Origin of the sequence: Salinisphaera sp. LB1, assembly GCF_003177035.1 — a bacterium.
Taxonomy (GTDB): domain Bacteria; phylum Pseudomonadota; class Gammaproteobacteria; order Nevskiales; family Salinisphaeraceae; genus Salinisphaera.
Genome location: NZ_CP029488.1, coordinates 1,641,844 through 1,662,347 on the forward strand (window position 1 = coordinate 1,641,844; position 20,504 = coordinate 1,662,347).

A 20,504-nucleotide genomic window follows, 5' to 3' on the forward strand; every position below is an offset into this window, starting at 1 on the left:
CGAGTCGCAAATGAAAGGGGCGCGCCGATGCTATCTCATCGTGCCATTGCTTGCGTTGACGTTTGTTGTCGCAGGGTGCGCGTTGCATTCCGGGCGGACGGATCGGGCGGCCGCGCGGCATCTGGTATCGGTGTATCGGGTCTCGGGCCTGCTGGCTCAGGCCGCGCCTGCGGTGTCGGGGTCGCTCAATCGCAATCTGCCGCAGACGGTCGCGCTGGACCGGCGCCAGCAAGTGGATCGTCGGGTGAATCGGGCCTTTGCACCCTCGCCATTGGTCGAACAGACCATCCGCCGCCTGGCGAAGTCGGCACGCGACCAGGGCCGTGCGCGCGATCTGGCGCGGGCGGCCGGATGGCTGGACAAACCGCTGGCGCGAAGGATGATCGCGCTCCAGCGCGAGGTAGGCCAGCCGGGATTCGCCCGGGGTTTCAAGCAATTCACGGACAAGCCGGCCGGCCATCAGCGAAAGCGGCGGTTGCGCACCGTCGACCAACTCGCTCGCGACATGCGGCTGGCGGATCTTCAGACGCGCTTTAACGTGACCCTGCTGGGCGCCATGATCAGGGCGCGCAATCTCGCGCTCGGCCCGTCTGGGCGGGTCGACGAAACACAAATTCAGCGTATCCTATCGAATACGAGGAAAGGGCTCCGCCGCAAGTTGGAGCAGCAGCTGCCGCTGATGCTGCTCTACGTCTATCGCGCTGTGGGCACCGATACGCTTGAGCGCTACGCCGCTCTCCAGCACCGATCCGCTATGGTTTGGGTCAACGCGACGCTCGTGCAGTGTATCGGAAAGACGCTCGAAGCGGCGGGCCGGAGTATTCCGGAGGCTTCAAAGACAAAGGATCTATAAGTGCCGATAATCACAGACGACGTCAGTATCCGAGAAATTTTGGCCCAGGCTCGTCGTATCGCCGTCGTCGGACTCTCGCCCGATCCGAGCCGTCCTTCGTACGCCGTGGCCAAGGGCATGATGGAAGCCGGTTACGAGATCATCCCGGTCAATCCGAACGCTGACCGCATTCTCGGGCTGAAAGCGTTTGCCGATCTCAAGTACGTCACCGATACCATCAATATGGTCACGGTGTTTCGCGATCCGCGGCATGTGCCGTCGATCGTGGAGCTGTGCATCGAAAAAGGCGTACCCAACCTGTGGTTGCAGGAAGGCGTGGTGCATCACGAGGCGGCGCGCGAAGCGGCGGCACACGGCATCCACGTGATCATGGACCGGTGTATGTACAAGGAATTCAACCGGCTGCTCGGCTAGGGCCTGTTGCCGTTTCGTGCGAGCGCCGCGTTGCGGCCCTGCGCCGTATTTCCTGATACGGTCCATGCGCCTTGCCCGCCCGGAAATCACGCGCAATCCAGGCCCTCGGTTGCAACGAGGGCGCGGAATCGAGGGGTGAGGGCATGATGGCCGGCCGCCGGCGCTTTTTCGCCCGGCCTCGCGGTTTGTTGCACGAATCTTGCGTCGATGGATGCCGTGGCGGTGCGGCGGGCTGAGCCCGGTTTGCGGCTGTTATCGCCTTGTCGCCTTGTCGGCGTTCAGCGTACCGACCACTATGGTGTGGATAGTCCGAATTAGAAATCCCAGGAGACGCGCAACATGGCGAATCTGAGCCCGGTAGTCATGATCATCATTCTCGCCGTCTGCGTGGTCATCGCGCTGGTCATTGGTTATTTCATCGGCAGTCGCGCCGGCAATGACTACAACGAGGTCGCGGACAAGGAAAAACAGAAGCACGACGATCTCAAGGCCGACGTGCGCGAGCATTTCCAGCAGACCTCGGCGATCATGTCGCGCATGGTTGATGACTACCGCGACATGTATCGGCACATGTCGGAGGGCGCGCAGAAACTGGCGGATTTGAGCGACGAGAAGATGGTCGCACCGCCGCCGTCGCCGGAACAGATCACGCAGGCCGGCGCGGATGAAAAGAGCACGAGCGCCCCGGCGCGCGGCGGCGACAAGCCGGCCGCTCACGCCAACGAGTCGAAGCCGGCGGAGAATACGGCAGCCGCCAGACCGGGCGCGGGGGCGAGCAACCCGGCCGCTACATCGCCCTCCCGGTCGGGCGGCGCGGGCGGCAATGCCACGAAAAAGTCCAATGGCGCGAGCGCTGCTGCTGGCGGCGAGCAGAAGCCGGCCGCCAGCGCGGCCGATAGCAAGACCTCGGCCAGCCAAACCGGTGGGGCCGGCGCTCGGCCCGCGCCGGCGAATGCAGGGCAGGCCTCCGCGTCCGCCGAGTCCAAGTCGGGCCAGGCCCGGCATGTGCCCATCGGCAGCGCGAACAAGCGCAAATAGCCGGGCTCGAAACGGCCGGGCGGCTACGCGAGTCCGGCCGGGTCAGGCGTCGCGATGGCGCATCGATCGCGGCTGGGCGCCATCGGCTGGCCTCAGGACGAGAGCCGATGGGCGGCCGAACGCTGGATCGTCTCCACCATGGAATACAGGCCGTTGCGGCGATTCATGGTGATGTGCTGCTCAAGGTTGAGATCGGCGAAGATCTGGTTGATATCGGTTTCGGCGATCTCGCGCGGCGTCTTGTCGGAATAGATCATCAACAGCACGCCGATCAGGCCGCGTACGATATGGGCGTCCGAGTCACCGCGGAAATGCAGTTTGTCGTCATCGGCCTCGTCGGCCACCAGCCAGACCTGGCTCATGCAGCCACGCACCCGGGTCGCTTCGTTGCGTTCGGCGTCCTCGAGCGGCTCGAGCTTGCGCCCCAGATCGATGATGTAGCGGTAACGCTCTTCCCAGTCCGGCAGCATCTCGAAAGTGGTCTTGAGCTGTTCGACGCGGTCATCCATGGCGTAGTGTCGTTAACGAGAACTATCGGCTTAAGGTTGGGTCGGAAAATCGTGCAGTCAAGCAAGAGCCATGTACGCGCGCCGCATTGCTAGACAACTCAGGGCCGCGATCGCCCGGCTGACGGTGGTCCTGCTGCGGGCGCCGATCCTGTTCTATCGCTATGCGATTTCGCCGTTGCTCGGCCCGCGCTGCCGGTTTGCGCCGACCTGCTCGGAATACGCGCTGACGGCGCTGTCGCGCCACGGCCCGATTCGCGGCAGTTGGCTGGCGATCCGCCGTATCACGCGTTGCCATCCGCTCAACGAAGGCGGTTTCGATCCGGTTCCGCCGCGCGCCGGGCACGCGGGCCACGAGCATCACCACGGCGACGGTTGAGGCTCGGCAAGACGTCCGGCGATGCATGCGCGAGCGGCAGGGTTTATAGTGTCGCGCTCTGTAGGTTTTGGCGAGCGATGTTGGCCGGCACGGCCAGCGGCGCGTCCGATTTGAAATCAAGCGGGCGGGCCTTCGTGCGCCGCGCCCGTCTTTGTTCTCGTTTTCTACCAGTACGTTGAGCCATGAGCGGTTTTTCCGAGCACAAGCCCCTGAACCTGCCGGCGGTCGAGACCGAGATCCGGCGCTGGTGGGAGGACGCCGGCGTATTCGAGGCCAGTACGGCCGCGCGCGCCGACGGCCCGACCTTCACCTTTTACGAAGGCCCGCCCACGGCCAACGGCCGGCCCGGCATTCATCATGTGCTCGGGCGCACGATCAAGGACGCGTTCTGCCGCTACAAGACCATGCGCGGCTATCGCGTGGATCGAAAGGCCGGCTGGGATACGCACGGCCTGCCGGTGGAGATCGAGGTCGAGAAGGAACTGGGCCTGAAATCGCGCGAGGACATCGAGGCCTACGGCATCGACAAGTACAACGCGGCCTGTCGCGAGTCGGTGCTGCGCTACAAGAACCAGTGGGACGAACTCACGCGCCGGATCGGCTACTGGGTGGATCTCGATGCGCCGTATGTCACCTTCTCCAATGAATACATCGAGTCGGTCTGGTGGCTGCTCAAGCAGCTGCACGACAAGGGCCTGCTGTACAAGGGCCACAAGATCCACTGGTACTCGCCGGGCTCCGGCACGGTGCTGTCCTCGCACGAGGTCAGCCTCGGCTACAAGGAAGTGCAGGATCCGTCGATCACGGTGAAGTTCTTCCTTGAGGACGAGCCGGATGTGGCGATCCTGGCCTGGACCACCACGCCCTGGACCATGCCGTCCAATGTGGCACTGGCCGTCGGCCCCGACATCGAGTACGCGAGGGCGCGTGCCGAGGACGGCTCGGTCTATATCCTGGCGAAGGAATGCGTGGCCGCAACGCTCGGCGAAAACGCCGAAATCCTCGAGACCTTCGGCGCCGAGGCGCTGATCGGCCGCCGCTACACCCCACCCTACGATTGTTTCGCCGATCACCCCGAGGCACACAACGCCTGGCACGTGATCGCGGCCGACTTCATCACCACCGACGATGGCACCGGCATCGCGCACGAGGCGCCGGCCTTTGGTGCGGACGACTTCACGGTTACCGCGGCCGCCGGCATGCCGGTGTTCAACCCGATCGAGCGCGACGGGCGTTTCCGCGAGGATTTTCCGCTGGTTGGCGGGCTGTGGTTCAAGGACGCCGACAAGCCGATCGCACGCGATCTGAAGGAACGCGGCCTGCTGTTCAGCCAACAGGTTACGGTCCACAACTACCCGCACGACTGGCGCAAGGGCACGCCCTTGATGAACTACCCGGTCGAGTCCTGGTTCGTGGCGACGCAAGCGCACAAGGACCGGCTGGTCGAATACAACAACCGGATTCACTGGCATCCGCCGCATGTCGGCACCGGCCGCTTCGGCGACTGGCTGGCCAACAACGTGGACTGGGCGCTGTCGCGGCATCGCTACTGGGGCACGCCGCTGCCGATCTGGGTCAACGACCAGAACCCGGACGATATCGTCGTCATCGGCTCCATCGCCGAGTTGCGCGAGTACGCTGGCGACCAGGTGGCTGATGATGCCGATCTCGATCTGCACAAGCCGCAGGTCGATGCCATCACCTGGTCGGCCGCCGATGGCGGCACTATGCGGCGCGTGCCTGAAATCATCGACGTCTGGTTCGATTCGGGCGCCATGCCGTTCGCGCAGTGGCACTACCCGTTCGAAAACAAGGAAATCTTCGAGGCGAACTTCCCGGCCGACTTCATCTGTGAGGGCGTGGACCAGACCCGCGGCTGGTTCTACTCGTTGCACGCCATCGGCACGCTGATCCAGGACTCGCCCGCCTACAAGAACGTCATCGTCAACGGCCTGCTGCTGGACGCCAACGGCGAGAAGATGTCCAAGTCCAAGGGCAACACGGTCGACCCGTTCGAGGCCCTGGAGACGCACGGCGCGGACGTCATCCGCTGGTACATGCTGTCCAACAGCCCGCCCTGGGACAACACCAAGTACGCCGACCGCGGCCTGCGCGAGACGCGCACCAAGGTGTTCGGCACGCTGGAGAACGTGTATTCGTTCTTCGCCACCTACGCCAACATCGACGGCTTCACCGCGGGCACGCCGGCCCCGGCCGTGGCGGAGCGTCCCGAGCTGGATCGCTGGATCCTGTCGCGGTTGCAGTCCACGGCCGCCGAAGCCGCGGCGGCACTCGACGACTACAACCCGACGCGGGCCGCGCGTGCGGTCGAGCGTTTCATCGATGCGCTGTCGAACTGGTACATCCGCCGCTCCCGGGCCCGTTTCTGGGCTGGCGCGCGCGCGGATGCGAACGACAACGCCAGCGACGAGGCCGTGGCCGACAAGCGCGCGGCCTACCACACCACGCTCACCTGCCTGCGCGATACGGCCGCGATGATGGCGCCGATCGCGCCGTTCTTTGCCGACTGGCTGTACAGCCAGCTGGCCGCGCAGGAAGACGCGCGGGCCTCGGTGCATCTGGCCGATTTCCCGACCCCCGATCCGGCCATGACCGACACCGATCTCGAACGACGCATGGCGCTGGCGCGGGCGATCGTGGCCAATACGCTGGCCCTGCGCAACGAGGCCGGGCTGAACGTGCGCCAGCCGGTGGCGCGGATTCTCGTGGTTGAGGAACCCGGCGTGGCACGGGCCGACGTGGAAGCCGTGGCTGCCATCGTGCGCGACGAGGTCAACGTCGATGCCATCGAATATGTCGCCGGCGAGGGCGATCTGGTCAAGCGCCAGGCCAAGCCCAACTTCAAGCAGCTCGGCAAGCGCCTGGGCAAGAAGATGAAGGCGGTGGCCGCTGCCGTGGCCGAGCTGGACGACGACGCGATTGCAGCCTATCTGCGCGACAACGCGCTGACCGTGACCGCCGACGGCGAGGCCGTGGAACTGGGCGAGGGCGATCTGCTGGTTTCCGCCGAAGGCGTCGAAGGCTGGCTGGTCGGCCGCGAGGATGGCGTTACGGTGGCACTTGATAGTACACTTACCGATTCGCTGATCCAGCGTGGGCTGGCGCGCGAAGTCGTCAACCGTATCCAGCGGCTGCGCAAGCAGGCGGAATTTCACGTCGCCGATCGCATCCGGGTGGAGTACCGCGCCGGAAACGATGCATTGGCGGCGGCCATCGCCGCGCACGGCGACTGGATCGCGCGCGAAACGCTGGCGCGTACGATGGCAATGGCCGAGACGCCGGCCGGCGATGTCCAGGCCGATTTCGAGGTCGGCGACAGCGAGCTGGCAATGGCGCTGACGCGCGAACGCTAGTCACGAGATACACGAACAACTTCCACCAATCGCAAACGCGACGGTCTAAAGATCATGAAACAGGATATCCATCCCCAGTACCGCCCGGTCGTCTTCAAGGACATGGGCAGCGAGTTCGCTTTCCTGACCCGTTCGACCATCGACTCGAACGAGACCATCGAGTGGGAAGACGGCAACACCTATCCGCTGGTCAAGCTGGAAGTCACCAGCGATACGCATCCGTTCTACACCGGCAAACAGAACATCATGGATACCACCGGCAAGGTTGAACGCTTCAACCGTCGGTTCGGCATGATGAAGAAGAAAAAAGCCTAAACCGGCTTTTTCTCGTGCCGGTCATGCCGGCATGCGGATCGTTTCGTGTTCGAGGCATCGGCCGCACCGGCGGCCGGTGCCTTCGTGTGTCTGACGTTTGCGTCTGACGATACGGCCCGGCGCGTTACGCCGTATTGGACGGCCCGGCGCGAGCGGCCTCCAGGAAACCGGCGATGGGCGGCTCCTCAAGGCTGGCGCGCCGTGCGCCCAGATGGATCTGCTTCGCGATGCCGGCCGGACCGAGCCGCACTGGCGTAATCGCCAGCTCGGCCGCGTATTCATCGACCAGCCAGCGTGGCAGGGCCGACACGCCGCGTCCGGCGGCCACCAACTGCAGCATGATATCGGTGGATTCGAGCGTCTTGTGGCGCCGTGGTGTGACATGCGCCGGCCCGAGCAGCTCGGTGAAGATATCCAGCCGGGCCGGGTCCACCGGGTAGGACAACAGCACCTCATCGGCCAGCGCCTCGGCGGTGACGTATTCGCGCCCGGCCAGGCGATGGCCGGTCGCCACCACCAGTACCTGCTCGTAATCGAACACCGGCTCGAAGACCACACCGCGCTTGGCCAGCGGATCGGGCGTGACCAGAATATCGATATCGTGGTTGAACAATGCCGCCATGCCGCCGAAGCGAAACGCCTGGATCACGTCGATGTCCACGCCCGGCCAGGTCGCCAGATAGGGCGCCACAATCTTGAGCAGCCAGCGATAGCAGGGGTGGCATTCCATGCCGATGCGCAGCGTGCCGTACTGCCCGGCGGCATAATCGGCCAGCACCGTATCCAGCCGCTCCAACTGCGGCAGCAGGCGCTCGGCCGCGGCGAGCAGATAATCGCCGGCCGGCGTCAGGCGGATGCGCCGCCCCTCCCGGCGCCAGATCGCCGTGCCGGCCTGATCTTCCAGTTTGCGGATGGCATGGCTCAACGCCGACTGGGTCAGATGCAGTGATTTGGCCGCGGCGGTCAACGAACCGTCGCGTTCGATCTGGCGCAGGATGCGCAGGTGGATGCGCTCGATCATTCGTTGTATGAGCTTCAGTCATGTATTGATGCAAATATACCAATATTAGTCATGATCGAGTCGCTCTAACATCTCGACCGATCGCCAGCGGTGCTGGCTCGGATAACGCAGAACAGGAGCGACGATCCATGACCACATCCCATAATCTCGGTTTCCCACGCATCGGCGAACGCCGTGAGTTGAAGAAAGCCACCGAGGCCTACTGGGCGGGCGATCTCGATCGTGCCGGCCTGGAAGCGGCGGGTGCCGCCATCCGGCGCGCGAACTGGGAAAAACAACGCGAGGCCGGTATCGACCTGATTCCGTCCAACGATTTCTCCTTCTACGACCAGGTTCTGGACATGGCCTGTCTGGTCGGCAACGTGCCGGCGCGGTTCGACTGGGACGGGGCGAACGCCAATCTCGATCTGGCCTTCGACATGGCCCGTGGCACGGACAGCGCCATCGCCTGCGAGATGACCAAGTGGTTCGATACCAACTACCACTACCTGGTGCCCGAGTTCACCGCGGACACGACCTTCAAGCTGGCTGGCACCAAGGTCTTCGACGAATTTGTCGAGGCGAAGGGGCAGGGCATGACCACCAAGCCCGTGCTCATCGGCCCGGCGACCTATCTCACCCTCGGCAAGGTCACCGACGGCTCGGAGCTGGACAAGTTCGCGCTCGCCGACCAGCTGATCCCGGTCTACGTCGAGATTCTGGACCGGCTGGCGGCGGCCGGCGCCGAGTGGGTCCAGATCGACGAACCGATCCTCTCGCTCGATCTGAGCGCGGCCCAGCGCGCGGTCATCGAGCAGACCTATGCCGCGCTGTCGCGCGTCGGCGATCTCAGGATCATGGTCACGAATTATTTTGGTGAGCTGCGTGACAACCTCGACCTGTTCACGAGCCTGCCGGTCGAAGCTTTGCATATTGACGCCGTACGCGGCGCCGGCGAACTCGAGACCGTGGCCGCGCGGTTACCGGCGGGCGTGCGTCTTTCCGTCGGCATCGTGGACGGGCGCAACGTCTGGAAGACCGATCTGGCCCAGGCCAGGGCGGCGCTGGCGCAGGTGCGGGAGATCGTGGGTGGCGATCGCCTGATGATCGGCCCGGCCTGCTCGCTGCTGCACAGCCCGGTGGCGCTGCGCAACGAAACCCAACTCGATTCGCGGCTGGCCGACTGGCTGGCCTTTGCCGAAGAGAGGCTGGCCGAGATCGTGGCACTGGCCCGTGCGCTCGACGGCGATGTCGACGAGGCCCTGTTCGAGGCCAACGCCCGGGCAATGGCGGATCGCCGCAACTCCACACTCATCCACGACGACTTCGTGGCCAAGCGCGTGGCAGGGCTTACGCCCGCGGACTACCGGCGTACCTCGGATTATCCTGAACGTGCGCGTCAGCAACAGGCCAAGTTGAAGCTGCCGATGTTCCCGACCACCACTATCGGCTCCTTTCCGCAGACGCAAGACGTGCGCCGCGCACGTGCCGCGCACAAGAAGGGCGATCTGTCCGACGCCGACTACGACGCATTCCTGAAGCAGCAGACTGATGACGCCATCGCCATGCAGGAAGACATGGGCTTCGACATGCTCGTGCACGGCGAATTCGAGCGTAACGACATGGTCGAGTATTTCGGCGAGCAACTGGCCGGCTATGCCTTCACCAAGCTTGGCTGGGTGCAGAGCTATGGCTCGCGCTATGTGAAGCCACCGATCATCTACGGCGATGTCTCGCGGCCGAAGCCGATGACGGTGAAATGGTCGAAATACGCCCAGTCGCAGACAAAAAAGCCGATGAAGGGCATGCTCACCGGCCCGGTGACCATGGTGCAGTGGGCCTTCGTGCGCGATGACCAGCCCCGGTCCGAAACCGTGAAGCAGGTTGCACTCGCCATCCGCGACGAGATCGTCGATCTGGAAGCGGCCGGCCTGGCCGCGATCCAGTGCGACGAGGCGGCCTTTCGCGAAGGCCTGCCACTGCGCCGTGCCGATTGGAATGAATACCTGGACTGGGCCGCGGCCGCCTTCCGGCTGGCAGCGGGCGGCGTGCGCGACGATACCCAGGTGCACACCCACATGTGCTACTCGGAGTTCAACGACATCATCGAGTCGATCGCGGCCATGGATGCCGACTGCATCTCCATCGAAACCTCGCGCTCCCAGATGGAGCTGCTGGATGCCTTCGTGAAGTTCCAGTATCCGAACGAGATCGGCCCGGGTGTCTACGATATCCACAGCCCGCGTGTGCCGAGTGCTGACGAGATGGTCGCCCTGCTCGACAAGGCCGTGGCCGTGTTGCCGGCCGAAAAACTCTGGGTGAACCCGGACTGCGGACTCAAGACCCGCGGCTGGGCCGAGGTCAAGCCGGCGTTGGAGAACATGGTCGAGGCCGCAAAGCGGATGCGTCAGGCTCGCGCGGCCTGATTCGTGATCCATCCGGCGGGGCGCAAGCCTCGTCCTTGGCCGCCCCGGCCTGCCGGGGCGGCATTTTTGTGTCCAACTGGCGATCAGCCCAGCCAACGCTGCGGATGATTGGGCGCCAGCACGCCGTCGTCCCAGTCATCCCAGCCCGTGAACGGGATGGGCCGGTCGCGATCGATATGGCGCAGGCGTTCGGCCCAGGCGTGTTTGGCCTCGGCCAGATGCCGGCGCCTTGTACGCCGTGGGTGAGTTGCGGCGCGAGCACGTCGAAACCCATGTAGTAGAGAGAATAGTTGATTGGCCAGAGCAGACGCTCGATCGGGCCGCCACGTCCATAGGGCAGAAAAGAGCGTCGCGGCCCGCCAGTGGTCACCGAGAGCATGGCGCGCTTGCCGCGGAAATGGCCGGCGTCGTAGCGGCGACTGCCGGTGTACAGCCCGCCGTAGACGAACACCCGGTCGAACCAGCCTTTCACGATCGCCGGCTGGGCATGCCACCAAAGCGGAAACTGCAGGATCACGAGGTCGGCGCGCTCCAGTCGGTCGATCTCGCGCGCCACATCGGCCGGCAGTTGCCCACGCTCGCTGGCGTGGCGCTGTTCGGTCAGCGGCGCGAAACGCTCGCTATCGGCGCGCTCGGCATAGTGCCGCGGCCCTTCGACGGGGTCGAAACCTTCGGCATAAAGATCGGATATTTCGACCGTATGGCCGCGGGCTTCCAGCGTATTACGCGCCGTGGCGGTCAGCGCGGCGTTGAACGAGCGGGCTTCGGGATGGGCGTGGACGATGAGGGTAGGCATAACGTGCCTCGTGAATGAGCCGGATTGCTACCCTGGGTCTTTCCTTTCTGCAATAGAATCGGCATTAATCGAAAGGCAGATTTGCAACAATGCAAGATTCGCTCGACTGGAACGCACTACGCTGGATTCTGGCGATCGCACGGGCGGGCACGCTGGCCGGCGCGGCGCGCCAGCTCGGGGTGAGCCATGCCACGATCTTCCGGCGTCTGGGTGCCGTGGAGCGTGATCTCGGCCAGCCGGTATTCGTGCGCCAGCGCGCCGGCTACGTCCCGACGGCGCTAGGTGAGCGGCTCATCGTCGAAGCGGCTGCGATGGAAGATCGGGTACAGGCGGCCATGCTTGCGCTGGGCGACGGTGCGGCGGCGCCGGCCGGTCGCGTCCGGTTCACGACCACCGATACGCTGTTCGACGGGCTGCTGGCCTCGATCCTGGTGGATGTACGCGAGCGTTATCCGCAGATCGCGCTGGAAGTCGCGATCTCGAACGAAACCTACAGCCTGTCGCGGCGCCAGGCCGATCTGGCGCTACGGCCGATGGCCTCTCCGCCGGAAGCCCTGGTCGCCCAGCGCGTGGGCCACGTTGCGATGGCGCCATACGTCGCACGCGGGGCAAGCCCGGCGGCGCGTTCACGCTGGCTCGGTCTGGACGACAGCGTGTTCTTTCCGGCGCTGGCGGCCTGGATGCGTCGCCACGATGTGGACGACTCCGGCTGGCGCATCGATACGCTGCTGGGGCTGGCCGCGGCGGTGCGTCGCGGGGCGGGTGTGGCGCTGTTGCCCTGTTATCTGGCCGCCGCCGATCCGGCGCTGGTGCGCGTGGGCGAGATCGTGCCGGAACTCGCCACCGATCTGTGGCTGCTGGTGCACCCGGACCTGCGTCGCGTGGCGCGTATCCGGGCGGTGCGGGAGGCAATCAGCGAGGCGCTCGCCAGCCCGGCGATTCAGGCTCGTTTCGCAGGAATGTCCGATCCGTCCTGATCGGCTTCGCTATCGGCGCGCTTGTTGGCCTTGTGTGCTTCTTCGTTGCGGCCGTTTTGCCAGTAGCTTGAGATATAGAGTGCGGCGCGTGGCACGCCGCGATCGCCGCGCAGGTGCTCGCGCAGGCGGCGCATGGTCGCGAATTCGCAGGCACACCACACCGACGGCTGGCCGGCCGGCCAGTCGAGTGCGGCCACGGCGTCGTAGAGCGGCGCGCTGTCCTGGCCGGGGTGCGGGTTGATCACCCACTGGAGGGTAACGCCGTCGGGGGCGTCCAGGTTCTGGATGTCGCTCTCGTGCAGTACTTCAATGATGGCGTGCCCGGACGTGGTGCGTGGCAGTGTTTCCAGGTTGGCGGAAATCGCCGGCAGGGCGGTCATGTCGCCGATCAGCAGCACCCAGTCGGCGGCCGGGTCGACGCGCTTCTTCGGGCCCGGGCCGCCGATGTCGATGGTCTCGCCGGGCTGGACGTCCTCGGCCCAGCGCGCGGCCGGGCCGCCGTCGCCGTGGCGTACGAAATCGATGTCGACCGAATCGTCGCGCTGGGAGCGGATGGTGTAGGTACGCAGCAGCGGGCGCTCGCTGTGAGCTTGGGGAAAGCGCAGTTTGACGTAGGCGCTGGGCTGGTCGGCCGGGAAATCGGCCATGCCTTCGCCGCCGAGGGTCACGCGCAGCATGTTCGGCGTGATTTCAGTCTTGTCGAGTACGGTGAAGGTTCGGGGTGACGGTCTGCGATTCATGAAGAGCGATCCTGGGCGTGTTCGAGATTGGTGATCATGGCTTCGGCGAGATCGGTGAAACGGGCGAGATCGGCATCCGACAACCCGCCGGCCATGCGCGCGCCGGCACGGGCCTCGACGGTTGCGATCCGGGCCGCGAGTTCGCGTCCGGCATCGGTGAGTTCGAGCTGTTGACTGCGGTTGTCGTCGGGATGCGGTTGGCGTACGACCAGGCCTGCGGTCACAAGACCCTTGATCACCCGGGCGATGCGGCCCTTGTCCTGGCGCATGCGCTCGGCGATGTGTTGGGCGGTACCGTGCCGGCTGCGGGCGATGCCCTTGAGCACGCGTATCTCGCCGACGGTGAGATCGATATCGGCCGCGGCATAGCCGTCGCGCATGGCGCGCTTATAGGCATGGAGCAGACGGTGCAGTGTTTCGCCGGTGGGGGAATATTCGGCCATGATGGGTAGTTGAGGATGTCAACTAATGCTCTATGTCTTGGTTGACGTTGTCAACTAGTCTGATGTTGTATGGTGTCGACGCGGCGTCAGCGTCCGGGATCGCCGGGCGCCCGACGAAGGCTCGGCAATGCAGACGGGATCATGGAGGGCGTGATCCGGCGGGCCCGGTCAACAGATGGCCCGCTGGGCGGCAAAGGGCATCGTGAATCGGTTTCTGTTTTATCGCTATGCGTTACTCGGGCTGGTGCTGTGCTGGGCGGCCGCCGCATCCGCGGCTCCGCTAGCGACGTTGCAGCAGGTGCGCGTACATCACGCCGGCCGGCATACCCGCGTCGTCCTCACGTTTTCCCGGGTGCCGTCGTTCCACGATTTCGTGCTCAGTTCGCCGGTGCGCGCCGTCATCGATCTGAAGGCCACGCATCGGGCGCATGCGGCGAGTGCCAACAGCGCGGGCGCGATTCGCAATATCCGCTGGGGCCGTCGCAAGCACGGCACGCTTCGCGCGGTGTTCGGCCTGAAACCCGGCACGCATTTCGCGGGTGTCGAGCGCCACGGACACCAGTTGATCGCGCGTTTCGACAACACCCGCGCGGCGCATGCCCGGCCGGCGAGCGTGGCGCCCCGGAAAAAGCCGCTGGTCGTCGTGATCGACCCGGGCCACGGCGGCAAGGATCCGGGCACGTCCGGCCCGCACGGACTGCATGAAAAAACCGTCACGCTGGCGATCGGGCGCATGGTCTATGCCAAGCTGGCCGCCACGCCCGGCATCAAACCGGTGCTCACGCGCCACGGCGATCATTTCGTGACGCTGGCCGATCGTGTCGCCATTGCCCAGCGCAAGCATGCGGACGTATTCGTCTCGATCCATGCCAATGCCTCGCCGGGGCATCCGAATGTCGCTGGCGGCACCTGCTACGAGTTGTCGGAGCACGGCGCGAGTAACGCCGAGGCCGCGCAACTGGCGCGTTTCGAGAACGGTCATGACCGGGAAGTGGCCGGTGTGCGGTTTTCCAGCGACGACATGACACTGAACACGGTGCTGACACAGATGTTCCAGAGCCAGTCGATCGATGCCGCCGATCGCCTGGCGCAGCGCATCATTCACCAGTTCGGCAAGATCGAGCCGCTCTACCACGGCAAACCGCAGCGGGCGAACTTCGAGGTGCTGCGCGATCCGATGGTGGCATCGGTGCTGTGCGAGACCGCGTTTCTCACCAATCCGACCCAGGCCCGGAAGCTGCACGGGCACGCGTTCCGGGCCAAGCTGGCCGACGCCATCTATCACGGCATCGTGGGTTACCTGAAACACAACCCGCCCATGCACCCGTCGACCCAGTCGCCCGAGGTTTATATCGTGCGCAACGGCGATACCCTGTCGGGTCTGGCAGAACGCGCCGGGGTCACGAGCGCGCTGCTGATGACGATCAACGACTTGACCAGTCGCGACATCGAGCCGGGTCAGCGACTGATCGTGCCGGGTCTCCAGACGGCGTCGAAGGCCCACCCGGCGCATTATCGCGTGCAATCGGGCGACACGCTGTATTCGATCGCGACCGCGCACAACGAGAGCGTGGCGGCTCTGAAGGCTGCGAATTCGCTCGATTCCTCGACCCTGCGCGTAGGCCAGGTGCTGCGCGTGCCCGCCGGCGGAAGCCATCAGGAAAGCTGAGGCGCGATCCGGTCCGGGCAGCGCGGGCCACGCCGGTTGCCGGTTTGCGCCCTGTATGGGGTTTTCGCGATGCCGGCACGGGCTCGTATGAAACGGTAACAGGCCCTAAAATGGCGGATTACGCGCTCGTATCGGTTGCAAGTCCTATGTCCGTCGTCACTCGCTTCGCCCCCAGCCCGACCGGTTATCTGCATATCGGCGGTGCGCGCACGGCGCTGTATTCCTGGCTACACGCGCGCCAGAACAATGGTCGCTTCGTGCTGCGCATCGAGGATACCGATCGCGAACGCTCCACCGACGATGCCGTGGCCGCGATTCTCGATGCCATGGCCTGGCTCGATCTCGAGCACGACGGCGAGATCTACTATCAGACGAAGCGTTTCGATCGCTACGCCGAGGTGATCGCGCAGTTGCTGGCCGAGGGCAAGGCCTATCGCTGCTATTCGACTGCCGAGAAGGTCGAGGCCATGCGCGAGGCCGCGCGTGCGCGTGGCGACAAGCCCAAATACGACGGCACCTGGCGGCCGATGCCGGGCAAGACGCTGCCGGAGCCGCCGGCGGGTGTCGACCCGGTGATCCGCTTCGCCACGCCGCTGGACGGCGTGACGGTCATCCCCGATCTGGTGAAGGGCGACATCACCATCGCCAACAGCGAGCTCGACGATCTCATCATCGCCCGCGCCGACGGCACGCCGACCTACAACTTCTGTGTGGTGGTGGACGACATGGACATGGGCATCACCCATGTCATCCGCGGCGACGACCACGTCAACAACACCCCGCGCCAGATCAATATCTTCAAGGCACTGGTGGACAGCCAGATCGGCGGCAACAGCGAGCTGCCGTATTACGCGCATGTGCCGATGATTCTCGGCCCGGATGGCAAGCGGCTGTCCAAGCGTCACGGTGCGGTCGGCGTGATGCGCTATCGCGAACAGGGGTTTCTGCCCAGCGCGTTGCTTAATTACCTCGTGCGTCTCGGCTGGGCGCACGGCGATCAGGAAATCTTTACCCGCGAACAGATGATTGAACACTTCGACATCGCCAACGTGCAGGGCGGGGCTTCGACCTTCGACCCCGAGAAGCTGCTGTGGGTGAACCAGGAGCACATCAAGGCAGCGGCACCGGCGGCATTGATCGACGAACTGGCCTGGCATCTGGCTCGGCACGGCATCGAGGGCGTTGATCAGGACGATCTGATCGCCATCGCCGGCGTACAGCAGGCGCGTTGCAAGACGATGGCGGAGATGGCCGAGCAGAGCCTGTTTCTGTTCCGCGAGGTCGCCGAATACGAGCCGAAGGCGGTCAAGAAACACATCAAGACCGCCACGCCCGATCTGCTCGCCCAGGTCCGGGATACGCTCGCGCGCCTTGAAAGCTGGCACGCCGAGGATCTGGCGGCCGCGGTCAAGGGCGTGGCCGAGGGCAACGAAGTCGGCATGGGCAAGGTCGCCCAGCCCATCCGCATCGCGCTCACCGGCGGGCCCGTATCGCCGTCGATCGACGACACGCTGGTGCTGCTCGGCCGCGAGGCCACGCTGGCCCGGCTCGATCAGGCGGTGGACGCGTTCCGGACCCTGAAGGCCGGGTAGCCGATCCGTTGGCCGGCGACAGGCGCTGCCGCCGGTTCTGTATCGCCGGCGGGTATGACCCGTGTAATCGATAGCGGTTTGCTATTCGATCGCGCAATACCATAACGTTGGTCATATCGATACAATACTTATTCAATTGTAGAGGTCGACATGGCCACAACCATCGACATCACGGTTCTCGGCGACGGTCGCGCCACGCGCATGGCCGAAATGTTTCGCCTGCTGGGCGAGCCGAATCGTCTGTCGTTGGTCTATGCCTGCCTGGAGCGCCCGCAGAGCGTGGCCAGTCTGGCCGCGCAGATCGATATCTCGATGTCGCTGGCCAGCCATCATCTGCGACTGTTGCGCTCGGCCCGGCTGCTGGCGGCCGAGCGGCGTGGCAAGCAGGTGTTCTATGTGGCCGCCGACGATCATGTTCAGCGCGTGCTGCGCGACATGATCGAACACAGCCATGAATGAGGGCGGGCGATGAGCAGCGCGCATACGCACGATCACGAGCACGCGCATCATGATCACGGGCATGACCACGATCATGAGCATGGCCTCGGCGGTCATCACCATCACGGCAGCGGCAAGACGTTGATTTTCTCGCTCTGCTTCACGTTCGCCTTTGCGCTCGTGGAGGTCGCTGGTGGCTGGCTGTCCGGTTCGCTGGCTCTGCTGTCCGACGCCGGTCACATGTTCACCGATACGTCCTCGCTGGCGATCGGTGCTTTCGCGGCCTGGCTGTCGCGGCGACCGGCATCCAATTCGCATTCCTTCGGTTTGCAACGCGCGGAAGTGCTGGGCGCGCTGGTCAACGCCGTGATGATGATCGGGGTGGTCGCCGCGATCGCGATCTCCGCGATTCATCGCCTGTTCCAGCCGGAGCCCGTCGCCGGTGGCATGGTGATGATCATCGCCGGCATCGGCCTGCTGGTAAACATTCTCATCGGCTACATTCTGCTGCGCGGCGAGCAGACCATGAATGTGCGCGGGGCCTTGCTGCATGTGCTGGGCGATCTAATGGGCTCGGTCGCCGCGCTGGTTGCGGGTTTCGTGATCCTGTTCACCGGCTGGACGCCGATCGATCCGTTGTTGTCGCTCTTCGTCTGCGTGCTGATCTGTCTATCGGCGATTCCGCTGCTGCGCGAAGTCGTGCGCGTACTCATGGAAGGCGTGCCCAAGGGCGTGGACGCCGCAGGCGTGAGTCGTGCCCTGGCCGACGTGGACGGCGTGCGATCGGTCCACGACCTGCATATCTGGAGCTTGTCCTCCAGCCAGCGCGCGCTCGCCGCCCACGTCGAGATCGCCCGGCTGACGGATTGGAACGCGGTTCTGCCGCGGCTGCAGCAATTGCTGGCCGAGCGTTATTCGATCACCCACACCACGTTGCAGCCCGAAGATCGCAACACGGCACGCGCATGCGCCGTGGACATCGATTGCGGCGTGGCCACGTAAAGTCACCCGTCGGCGGTCGCCCGCGGCAAAGCGGCGCGGGCGAGTGTCGCGCTCCTGCTGCCGGGAACCGCTATGGGCATTCGTTGCACGTGTATCCATGATCGTTTGTGGCCGCGCAGTCGGGCCAAACGCGACGCCTGTGCCGGCCCACTCGCCCATCGCGGCGGGCCGCGATCCTGAACACCCACTACCTCAGGGCTGGGGCGTGGTCTGTGTATCGGTCCGTTCTGTGTTCGCCGGTTCGCCCCGATCCAGATACTCGAGCTTGTCGGGTATGCCGTTCCAGTGATCCGCATCCGGTGGCGCATCGATCATACGGTCTATGACGGGCCAGCGCGCCGCCAGATCGGCGTTGATGGCCAGGAAATGCCCCTGGTCCGCGGGTAACTCATCTTCCTCGAAGATCGCGCGCGCCGGGCATTCCTCGACGCACAGCGTGCAGTCGATGCATTCCACCGGGTCAATGGCGAGGAAGTTCGGCCCTTCGTGAAAACAGTCAACCGGGCATACTTCGACGCAATCGGTGTATTTACACTTGATACAGTTGTCGGTTACGACGTGGGTCACGATTGCGACTCCATGCGGTTTGCGCCGAAGACGTTATCGAGGCGGTGACGGATTTGCCTTGATTTGTGTCAATCAGAGCGCTGCAAGATGCGGTCGTGGTTCCCTTGATCCTGAGTGTCAGCAACCTGTCCTGGTGATCTGCCCATGCGACGCCCGATTACCGGCTACCACCTCGACGAAGAGCAACACTGGGTGGCCGAACTCGCCTGCGGCCATTGTCAGCACGTACGCCATGACCCGCCGTGGGTAGAGCGGCTGTGGGTGACGACCGCGGCCGGCCGGGCCTCGATGCTCGGTTTCGAGTTGAATTGCGTCAAATGCGACCAGGGCGCGCCAAAGGATTTATAGCGACGCAAGCGGTGGCCGGTGTAGGGCCCGGTGATTTGATCTCTGCGAAAGAGCGCTCGCGTGTCGCGGAACACGGTGCGCAAATATCTTCGCGGTGGCGAGATCGGTCGCTATACGGCACGTGCGGCACAACCGAGCAAACTCCATGCGCACAAGCCATACCTGCAAGAATGCATCGCGGCCACGGCGCCTTGGCTGTGGATGTGGCATGGCGGGCGCGGGCCCGTACGCGACGCCTACAGATATGGGGCAAGAAACCCGGCAGGCTGCTTGCTGAATGCGACGCTTACGATATAGGCAAAGACGATCAGCGCCATGAGCCCGGTCACTGCGCGCGTGCCGGTCTGCCGCCCGCGGAAGACGGCGACGCCGAGCGCAATATAGACGATCAGGCCGATCACCTTGGCGGTCAGCCAGTCGCTGTTGAGAAATGGATACTGGTGAATCAAGAATGCGAGTGTCAGTCCGCTGGCCAACAGCAGCGTATCGATCAGGTGGGGTAGTACGCGCAACCAGCGCCACAGCGCGCGTTTCGACAGCAACACCCATAGCGCGCGCGACGCGAACAGGCTGCCGCTGAGTGCGACACAGGTCACATGGACGGTTTTGATTGCGTCGTAGTACGCGTCGATCATCACGCCATGAGTTGCCCGCGCAGCGAGGCCATGTTCGGGATATGAAGACAATGGCCCTGCATTTCGATCAGATCCTCATCCTGCAGCAGACGCAATATGCGCGACAGTGTTTCCGGTGTCACCGCGAGTTTGGCGGCGATCAGTGACTTGGCGGCCGGTAATCTGACCGTTGCCGGCCCCATGTCCCGGCCGCATGCCAGGCTGAGCAGGTAGTGGACCACGCGATAACGGCTGTTTTGCAGTGACAGCGCCTCGATTTCGTCCCAGTGGGTCTCGATCCGTTGGGTCAGGTTGGCCAACACGGTCCGGCAGGTGGCAAAGGAGGCCTGGAGGATTTCCAGATAGGCTGCAGTGTCGATCGCCACCCATACACCGGCCTTCAGGCCCTGGGCATTGACCAAATACCGCGGCGCGTTCATGAACATCACGCTCTCGGCAAAACTCTGTCCCGGCTCGATCAGCCGCATGATCTTTTCATGGCCGTTATGGGATACGCGGTAGAGCTTCACGGTGCCGGAATACAAGAGGAAGAAAGCCGACGCCTGATCGCCCTGCTGAAACAGCATCTGGCCGCTCGAGAACTCGCGGATGCGAAGCGCAGGCAGTAACCACGCGTGCTGTGCGTCGCTCAGGCCGGAGAAAAGGTCATGTGTTCGTAGCGACTCGATGATTGCGCTCTCTGTGTCTTTCATCGAACAACACTCCTGTCAGACGAGGCTCGCAACGCACCTGTCGGTTGATTCCGCTTTCGGCGTTCCATGCGTCAATCGCCGTGCGCATTCGGCGCGGGCGTCTCGATCGATAGCCCACGCGCGCCATCCGGCTTTACCGGGCCTGGCTGCAGAATGACGGCGACGGGCGCGCCCAGTCCCCGGGTTGATACGATTTGGGCCATAACGCGACGTCACGTGACACGGGAACGGGTCCAGAGTTCATTAAAGAACGGCTTGATCGGGATCAAGGCTGACATCGGGCCGAAGCGCATACGCTGC

At 64.4% G+C, this 20,504-nt stretch carries 20 protein-coding genes and 1 pseudogene; 13 read left to right on the plus strand and 8 right to left on the minus strand.

The window, feature by feature from the left end; all coding sequences use genetic code 11:
• Positions 1-10: 10 nt before the first annotated feature.
• The 3 genes from SALB1_RS07365 to SALB1_RS07375 all read left to right on the plus strand — a co-directional run bounded on the left by SALB1_RS07365 (position 11) and on the right by SALB1_RS07375 (position 2,305).
• Complete coding sequence (locus SALB1_RS07365) at positions 11-853, plus strand: hypothetical protein (protein ID WP_145961272.1); 843 nt, start codon at positions 11-13, stop codon at positions 851-853.
• Positions 854-1,267, plus strand: coding sequence for a CoA-binding protein (locus SALB1_RS07370; protein WP_255414524.1), 414 nt, complete (start codon positions 854-856; stop codon positions 1,265-1,267).
• A 339-nt stretch (positions 1,268-1,606) separates the two neighbouring features.
• Positions 1,607-2,305, plus strand: coding sequence for a YhcB family protein (locus SALB1_RS07375; RefSeq protein WP_109993279.1), 699 nt, complete (start codon positions 1,607-1,609; stop codon positions 2,303-2,305).
• A gap of 92 nt (positions 2,306-2,397) precedes the next feature.
• On the opposite strand, the gene SALB1_RS07380 is transcribed toward SALB1_RS07375, so the two are convergent.
• The gene (locus SALB1_RS07380; RefSeq protein WP_109993280.1) at positions 2,398-2,814 is read right to left on the minus strand and encodes a SufE family protein; all 417 of its coding nucleotides are present in this window, start codon (positions 2,812-2,814) and stop codon (positions 2,398-2,400) included.
• Between the two features lie 70 nt (positions 2,815-2,884).
• On the opposite strand from SALB1_RS07380, the gene yidD reads away from it, so the two are divergent.
• The 3 genes from yidD (at position 2,885) to SALB1_RS07395 (ending at position 6,879) form a co-directional block, all read left to right on the plus strand.
• Positions 2,885-3,190 carry a membrane protein insertion efficiency factor YidD gene (gene yidD / locus SALB1_RS07385; protein WP_109993281.1) on the plus strand — a complete coding sequence of 102 codons (306 nt, stop codon included), beginning with the start codon at positions 2,885-2,887 and terminating at the stop codon, positions 3,188-3,190.
• 182 nt (positions 3,191-3,372) lie between these two features.
• Positions 3,373-6,564, plus strand: a complete 3,192-nt coding sequence (gene ileS, locus SALB1_RS07390) for an isoleucine--tRNA ligase (protein WP_109993282.1) — start codon at positions 3,373-3,375, stop codon at positions 6,562-6,564.
• Positions 6,565-6,618: 54 nt separating this feature from the next.
• Positions 6,619-6,879: a type B 50S ribosomal protein L31 gene (locus SALB1_RS07395; protein ID WP_109993283.1), complete on the plus strand. Its 261-nt coding sequence runs from the start codon at positions 6,619-6,621 to the stop codon at positions 6,877-6,879.
• Between the two features lie 124 nt (positions 6,880-7,003).
• On the opposite strand, the gene SALB1_RS07400 is transcribed toward SALB1_RS07395, so the two are convergent.
• Positions 7,004-7,900 carry a LysR family transcriptional regulator gene (locus SALB1_RS07400; protein ID WP_109993284.1) on the minus strand — a complete coding sequence of 299 codons (897 nt, stop codon included), beginning with the start codon at positions 7,898-7,900 and terminating at the stop codon, positions 7,004-7,006.
• A gap of 128 nt (positions 7,901-8,028) precedes the next feature.
• Between SALB1_RS07400 and metE the strand changes: the two genes are divergently transcribed.
• A complete protein-coding gene (metE, locus tag SALB1_RS07405) occupies positions 8,029-10,305 on the plus strand; it encodes a 5-methyltetrahydropteroyltriglutamate--homocysteine S-methyltransferase (RefSeq protein ID WP_109993285.1) in 2,277 nt (758 codons plus the stop codon).
• 83 nt (positions 10,306-10,388) lie between these two features.
• Here metE and SALB1_RS07410 read toward each other — a convergent pair.
• Positions 10,389-11,101: pseudogene (locus tag SALB1_RS07410) on the minus strand (NAD(P)H-dependent oxidoreductase).
• A gap of 89 nt (positions 11,102-11,190) precedes the next feature.
• Here SALB1_RS07410 and SALB1_RS07415 point away from each other — a divergent pair.
• On the plus strand, positions 11,191-12,078 hold the full coding sequence (locus SALB1_RS07415; RefSeq protein WP_109993286.1) for a LysR family transcriptional regulator: 888 nt from the start codon (positions 11,191-11,193) through the stop codon (positions 12,076-12,078).
• Here SALB1_RS07415 and SALB1_RS07420 read toward each other — a convergent pair.
• Together SALB1_RS07420 and SALB1_RS07425 are read right to left on the minus strand one after the other, a co-directional pair.
• Positions 12,042-12,818, minus strand: a complete 777-nt coding sequence (locus SALB1_RS07420; protein WP_109993287.1) for a siderophore-interacting protein — start codon at positions 12,816-12,818, stop codon at positions 12,042-12,044. The genes SALB1_RS07415 and SALB1_RS07420 overlap by 37 nt on opposite strands.
• Positions 12,815-13,261 (minus strand): MarR family winged helix-turn-helix transcriptional regulator, encoded by a 447-nt coding sequence (locus SALB1_RS07425; RefSeq protein WP_109993288.1) that lies wholly within the window; start codon positions 13,259-13,261, stop codon positions 12,815-12,817. Before SALB1_RS07425 ends, SALB1_RS07420 begins: the two co-directional genes overlap by 4 nt.
• A 202-nt stretch (positions 13,262-13,463) precedes the next feature.
• Here SALB1_RS07425 and SALB1_RS07430 point away from each other — a divergent pair, with 202 nt between their 5' ends.
• The 4 genes from SALB1_RS07430 (at position 13,464) to SALB1_RS07445 (ending at position 17,962) form a co-directional block, all read left to right on the plus strand.
• Positions 13,464-14,930, plus strand: coding sequence for an N-acetylmuramoyl-L-alanine amidase (locus SALB1_RS07430; RefSeq protein WP_179950715.1), 1,467 nt, complete (start codon positions 13,464-13,466; stop codon positions 14,928-14,930).
• Positions 14,931-15,076: 146 nt separating this feature from the next.
• On the plus strand, positions 15,077-16,522 hold the full coding sequence (gene gltX, locus SALB1_RS07435; protein WP_109993290.1) for a glutamate--tRNA ligase: 1,446 nt from the start codon (positions 15,077-15,079) through the stop codon (positions 16,520-16,522).
• Between the two features lie 150 nt (positions 16,523-16,672).
• Positions 16,673-16,981: a helix-turn-helix transcriptional regulator gene (locus SALB1_RS07440; protein WP_109993291.1), complete on the plus strand. Its 309-nt coding sequence runs from the start codon at positions 16,673-16,675 to the stop codon at positions 16,979-16,981.
• 9 nt (positions 16,982-16,990) lie between these two features.
• Entirely contained in the window at positions 16,991-17,962 is a 972-nt protein-coding gene (locus tag SALB1_RS07445) for a cation diffusion facilitator family transporter (RefSeq protein WP_109993292.1), read from the plus strand.
• A gap of 192 nt (positions 17,963-18,154) precedes the next feature.
• On the opposite strand, the gene fdxA is transcribed toward SALB1_RS07445, so the two are convergent.
• Positions 18,155-18,529: a ferredoxin FdxA gene (gene fdxA / locus SALB1_RS07450; RefSeq protein ID WP_109993293.1), complete on the minus strand. Its 375-nt coding sequence runs from the start codon at positions 18,527-18,529 to the stop codon at positions 18,155-18,157.
• 144 nt (positions 18,530-18,673) lie between these two features.
• Here fdxA and SALB1_RS07455 point away from each other — a divergent pair, with 144 nt between their 5' ends.
• Positions 18,674-18,877, plus strand: a complete 204-nt coding sequence (locus tag SALB1_RS07455; RefSeq protein ID WP_109993294.1) for a DUF3565 domain-containing protein — start codon at positions 18,674-18,676, stop codon at positions 18,875-18,877.
• 236 nt (positions 18,878-19,113) lie between these two features.
• Here the strand turns inward: SALB1_RS07455 and SALB1_RS07460 are convergent, their stop codons facing one another.
• Positions 19,114-19,512 carry a SirB2 family protein gene (locus SALB1_RS07460; RefSeq protein WP_109993295.1) on the minus strand — a complete coding sequence of 133 codons (399 nt, stop codon included), beginning with the start codon at positions 19,510-19,512 and terminating at the stop codon, positions 19,114-19,116.
• Positions 19,512-20,204, minus strand: coding sequence for a Crp/Fnr family transcriptional regulator (locus SALB1_RS07465; RefSeq protein WP_109993296.1), 693 nt, complete (start codon positions 20,202-20,204; stop codon positions 19,512-19,514). Before SALB1_RS07465 ends, SALB1_RS07460 begins: the two co-directional genes overlap by 1 nt.
• Positions 20,205-20,504 lie beyond the last annotated feature (300 nt).

Bases quoted from the DNA above. Each gene is read 5' to 3' on its own strand.
- SALB1_RS07365 (WP_145961272.1), top strand. From the start codon at position 11: ATGAAAGGGGCGCGCCGATGCTATCTCATCGTGCCATTGCTTGCGTTG.
- SALB1_RS07375 (WP_109993279.1), top strand. From the start codon at position 1,607: ATGGCGAATCTGAGCCCGGTAGTCATGATCATCATTCTCGCCGTCTGC.
- SALB1_RS07380 (WP_109993280.1), bottom strand. From the start codon at position 2,814: ATGGATGACCGCGTCGAACAGCTCAAGACCACTTTCGAGATGCTGCCG.
- yidD (WP_109993281.1), top strand. From the start codon at position 2,885: ATGTACGCGCGCCGCATTGCTAGACAACTCAGGGCCGCGATCGCCCGG.
- ileS (WP_109993282.1), top strand. From the start codon at position 3,373: ATGAGCGGTTTTTCCGAGCACAAGCCCCTGAACCTGCCGGCGGTCGAG.
- SALB1_RS07395 (WP_109993283.1), top strand. From the start codon at position 6,619: ATGAAACAGGATATCCATCCCCAGTACCGCCCGGTCGTCTTCAAGGAC.
- SALB1_RS07400 (WP_109993284.1), bottom strand. From the start codon at position 7,900: ATGATCGAGCGCATCCACCTGCGCATCCTGCGCCAGATCGAACGCGAC.
- metE (WP_109993285.1), top strand. From the start codon at position 8,029: ATGACCACATCCCATAATCTCGGTTTCCCACGCATCGGCGAACGCCGT.
- SALB1_RS07415 (WP_109993286.1), top strand. From the start codon at position 11,191: ATGCAAGATTCGCTCGACTGGAACGCACTACGCTGGATTCTGGCGATC.
- SALB1_RS07420 (WP_109993287.1), bottom strand. From the start codon at position 12,818: ATGAATCGCAGACCGTCACCCCGAACCTTCACCGTACTCGACAAGACT.
- SALB1_RS07425 (WP_109993288.1), bottom strand. From the start codon at position 13,261: ATGGCCGAATATTCCCCCACCGGCGAAACACTGCACCGTCTGCTCCAT.
- gltX (WP_109993290.1), top strand. From the start codon at position 15,077: ATGTCCGTCGTCACTCGCTTCGCCCCCAGCCCGACCGGTTATCTGCAT.
- SALB1_RS07440 (WP_109993291.1), top strand. From the start codon at position 16,673: ATGGCCACAACCATCGACATCACGGTTCTCGGCGACGGTCGCGCCACG.
- SALB1_RS07445 (WP_109993292.1), top strand. From the start codon at position 16,991: ATGAGCAGCGCGCATACGCACGATCACGAGCACGCGCATCATGATCAC.
- SALB1_RS07455 (WP_109993294.1), top strand. From the start codon at position 18,674: ATGCGACGCCCGATTACCGGCTACCACCTCGACGAAGAGCAACACTGG.
- SALB1_RS07460 (WP_109993295.1), bottom strand. From the start codon at position 19,512: ATGATCGACGCGTACTACGACGCAATCAAAACCGTCCATGTGACCTGT.
- SALB1_RS07465 (WP_109993296.1), bottom strand. From the start codon at position 20,204: ATGAAAGACACAGAGAGCGCAATCATCGAGTCGCTACGAACACATGAC.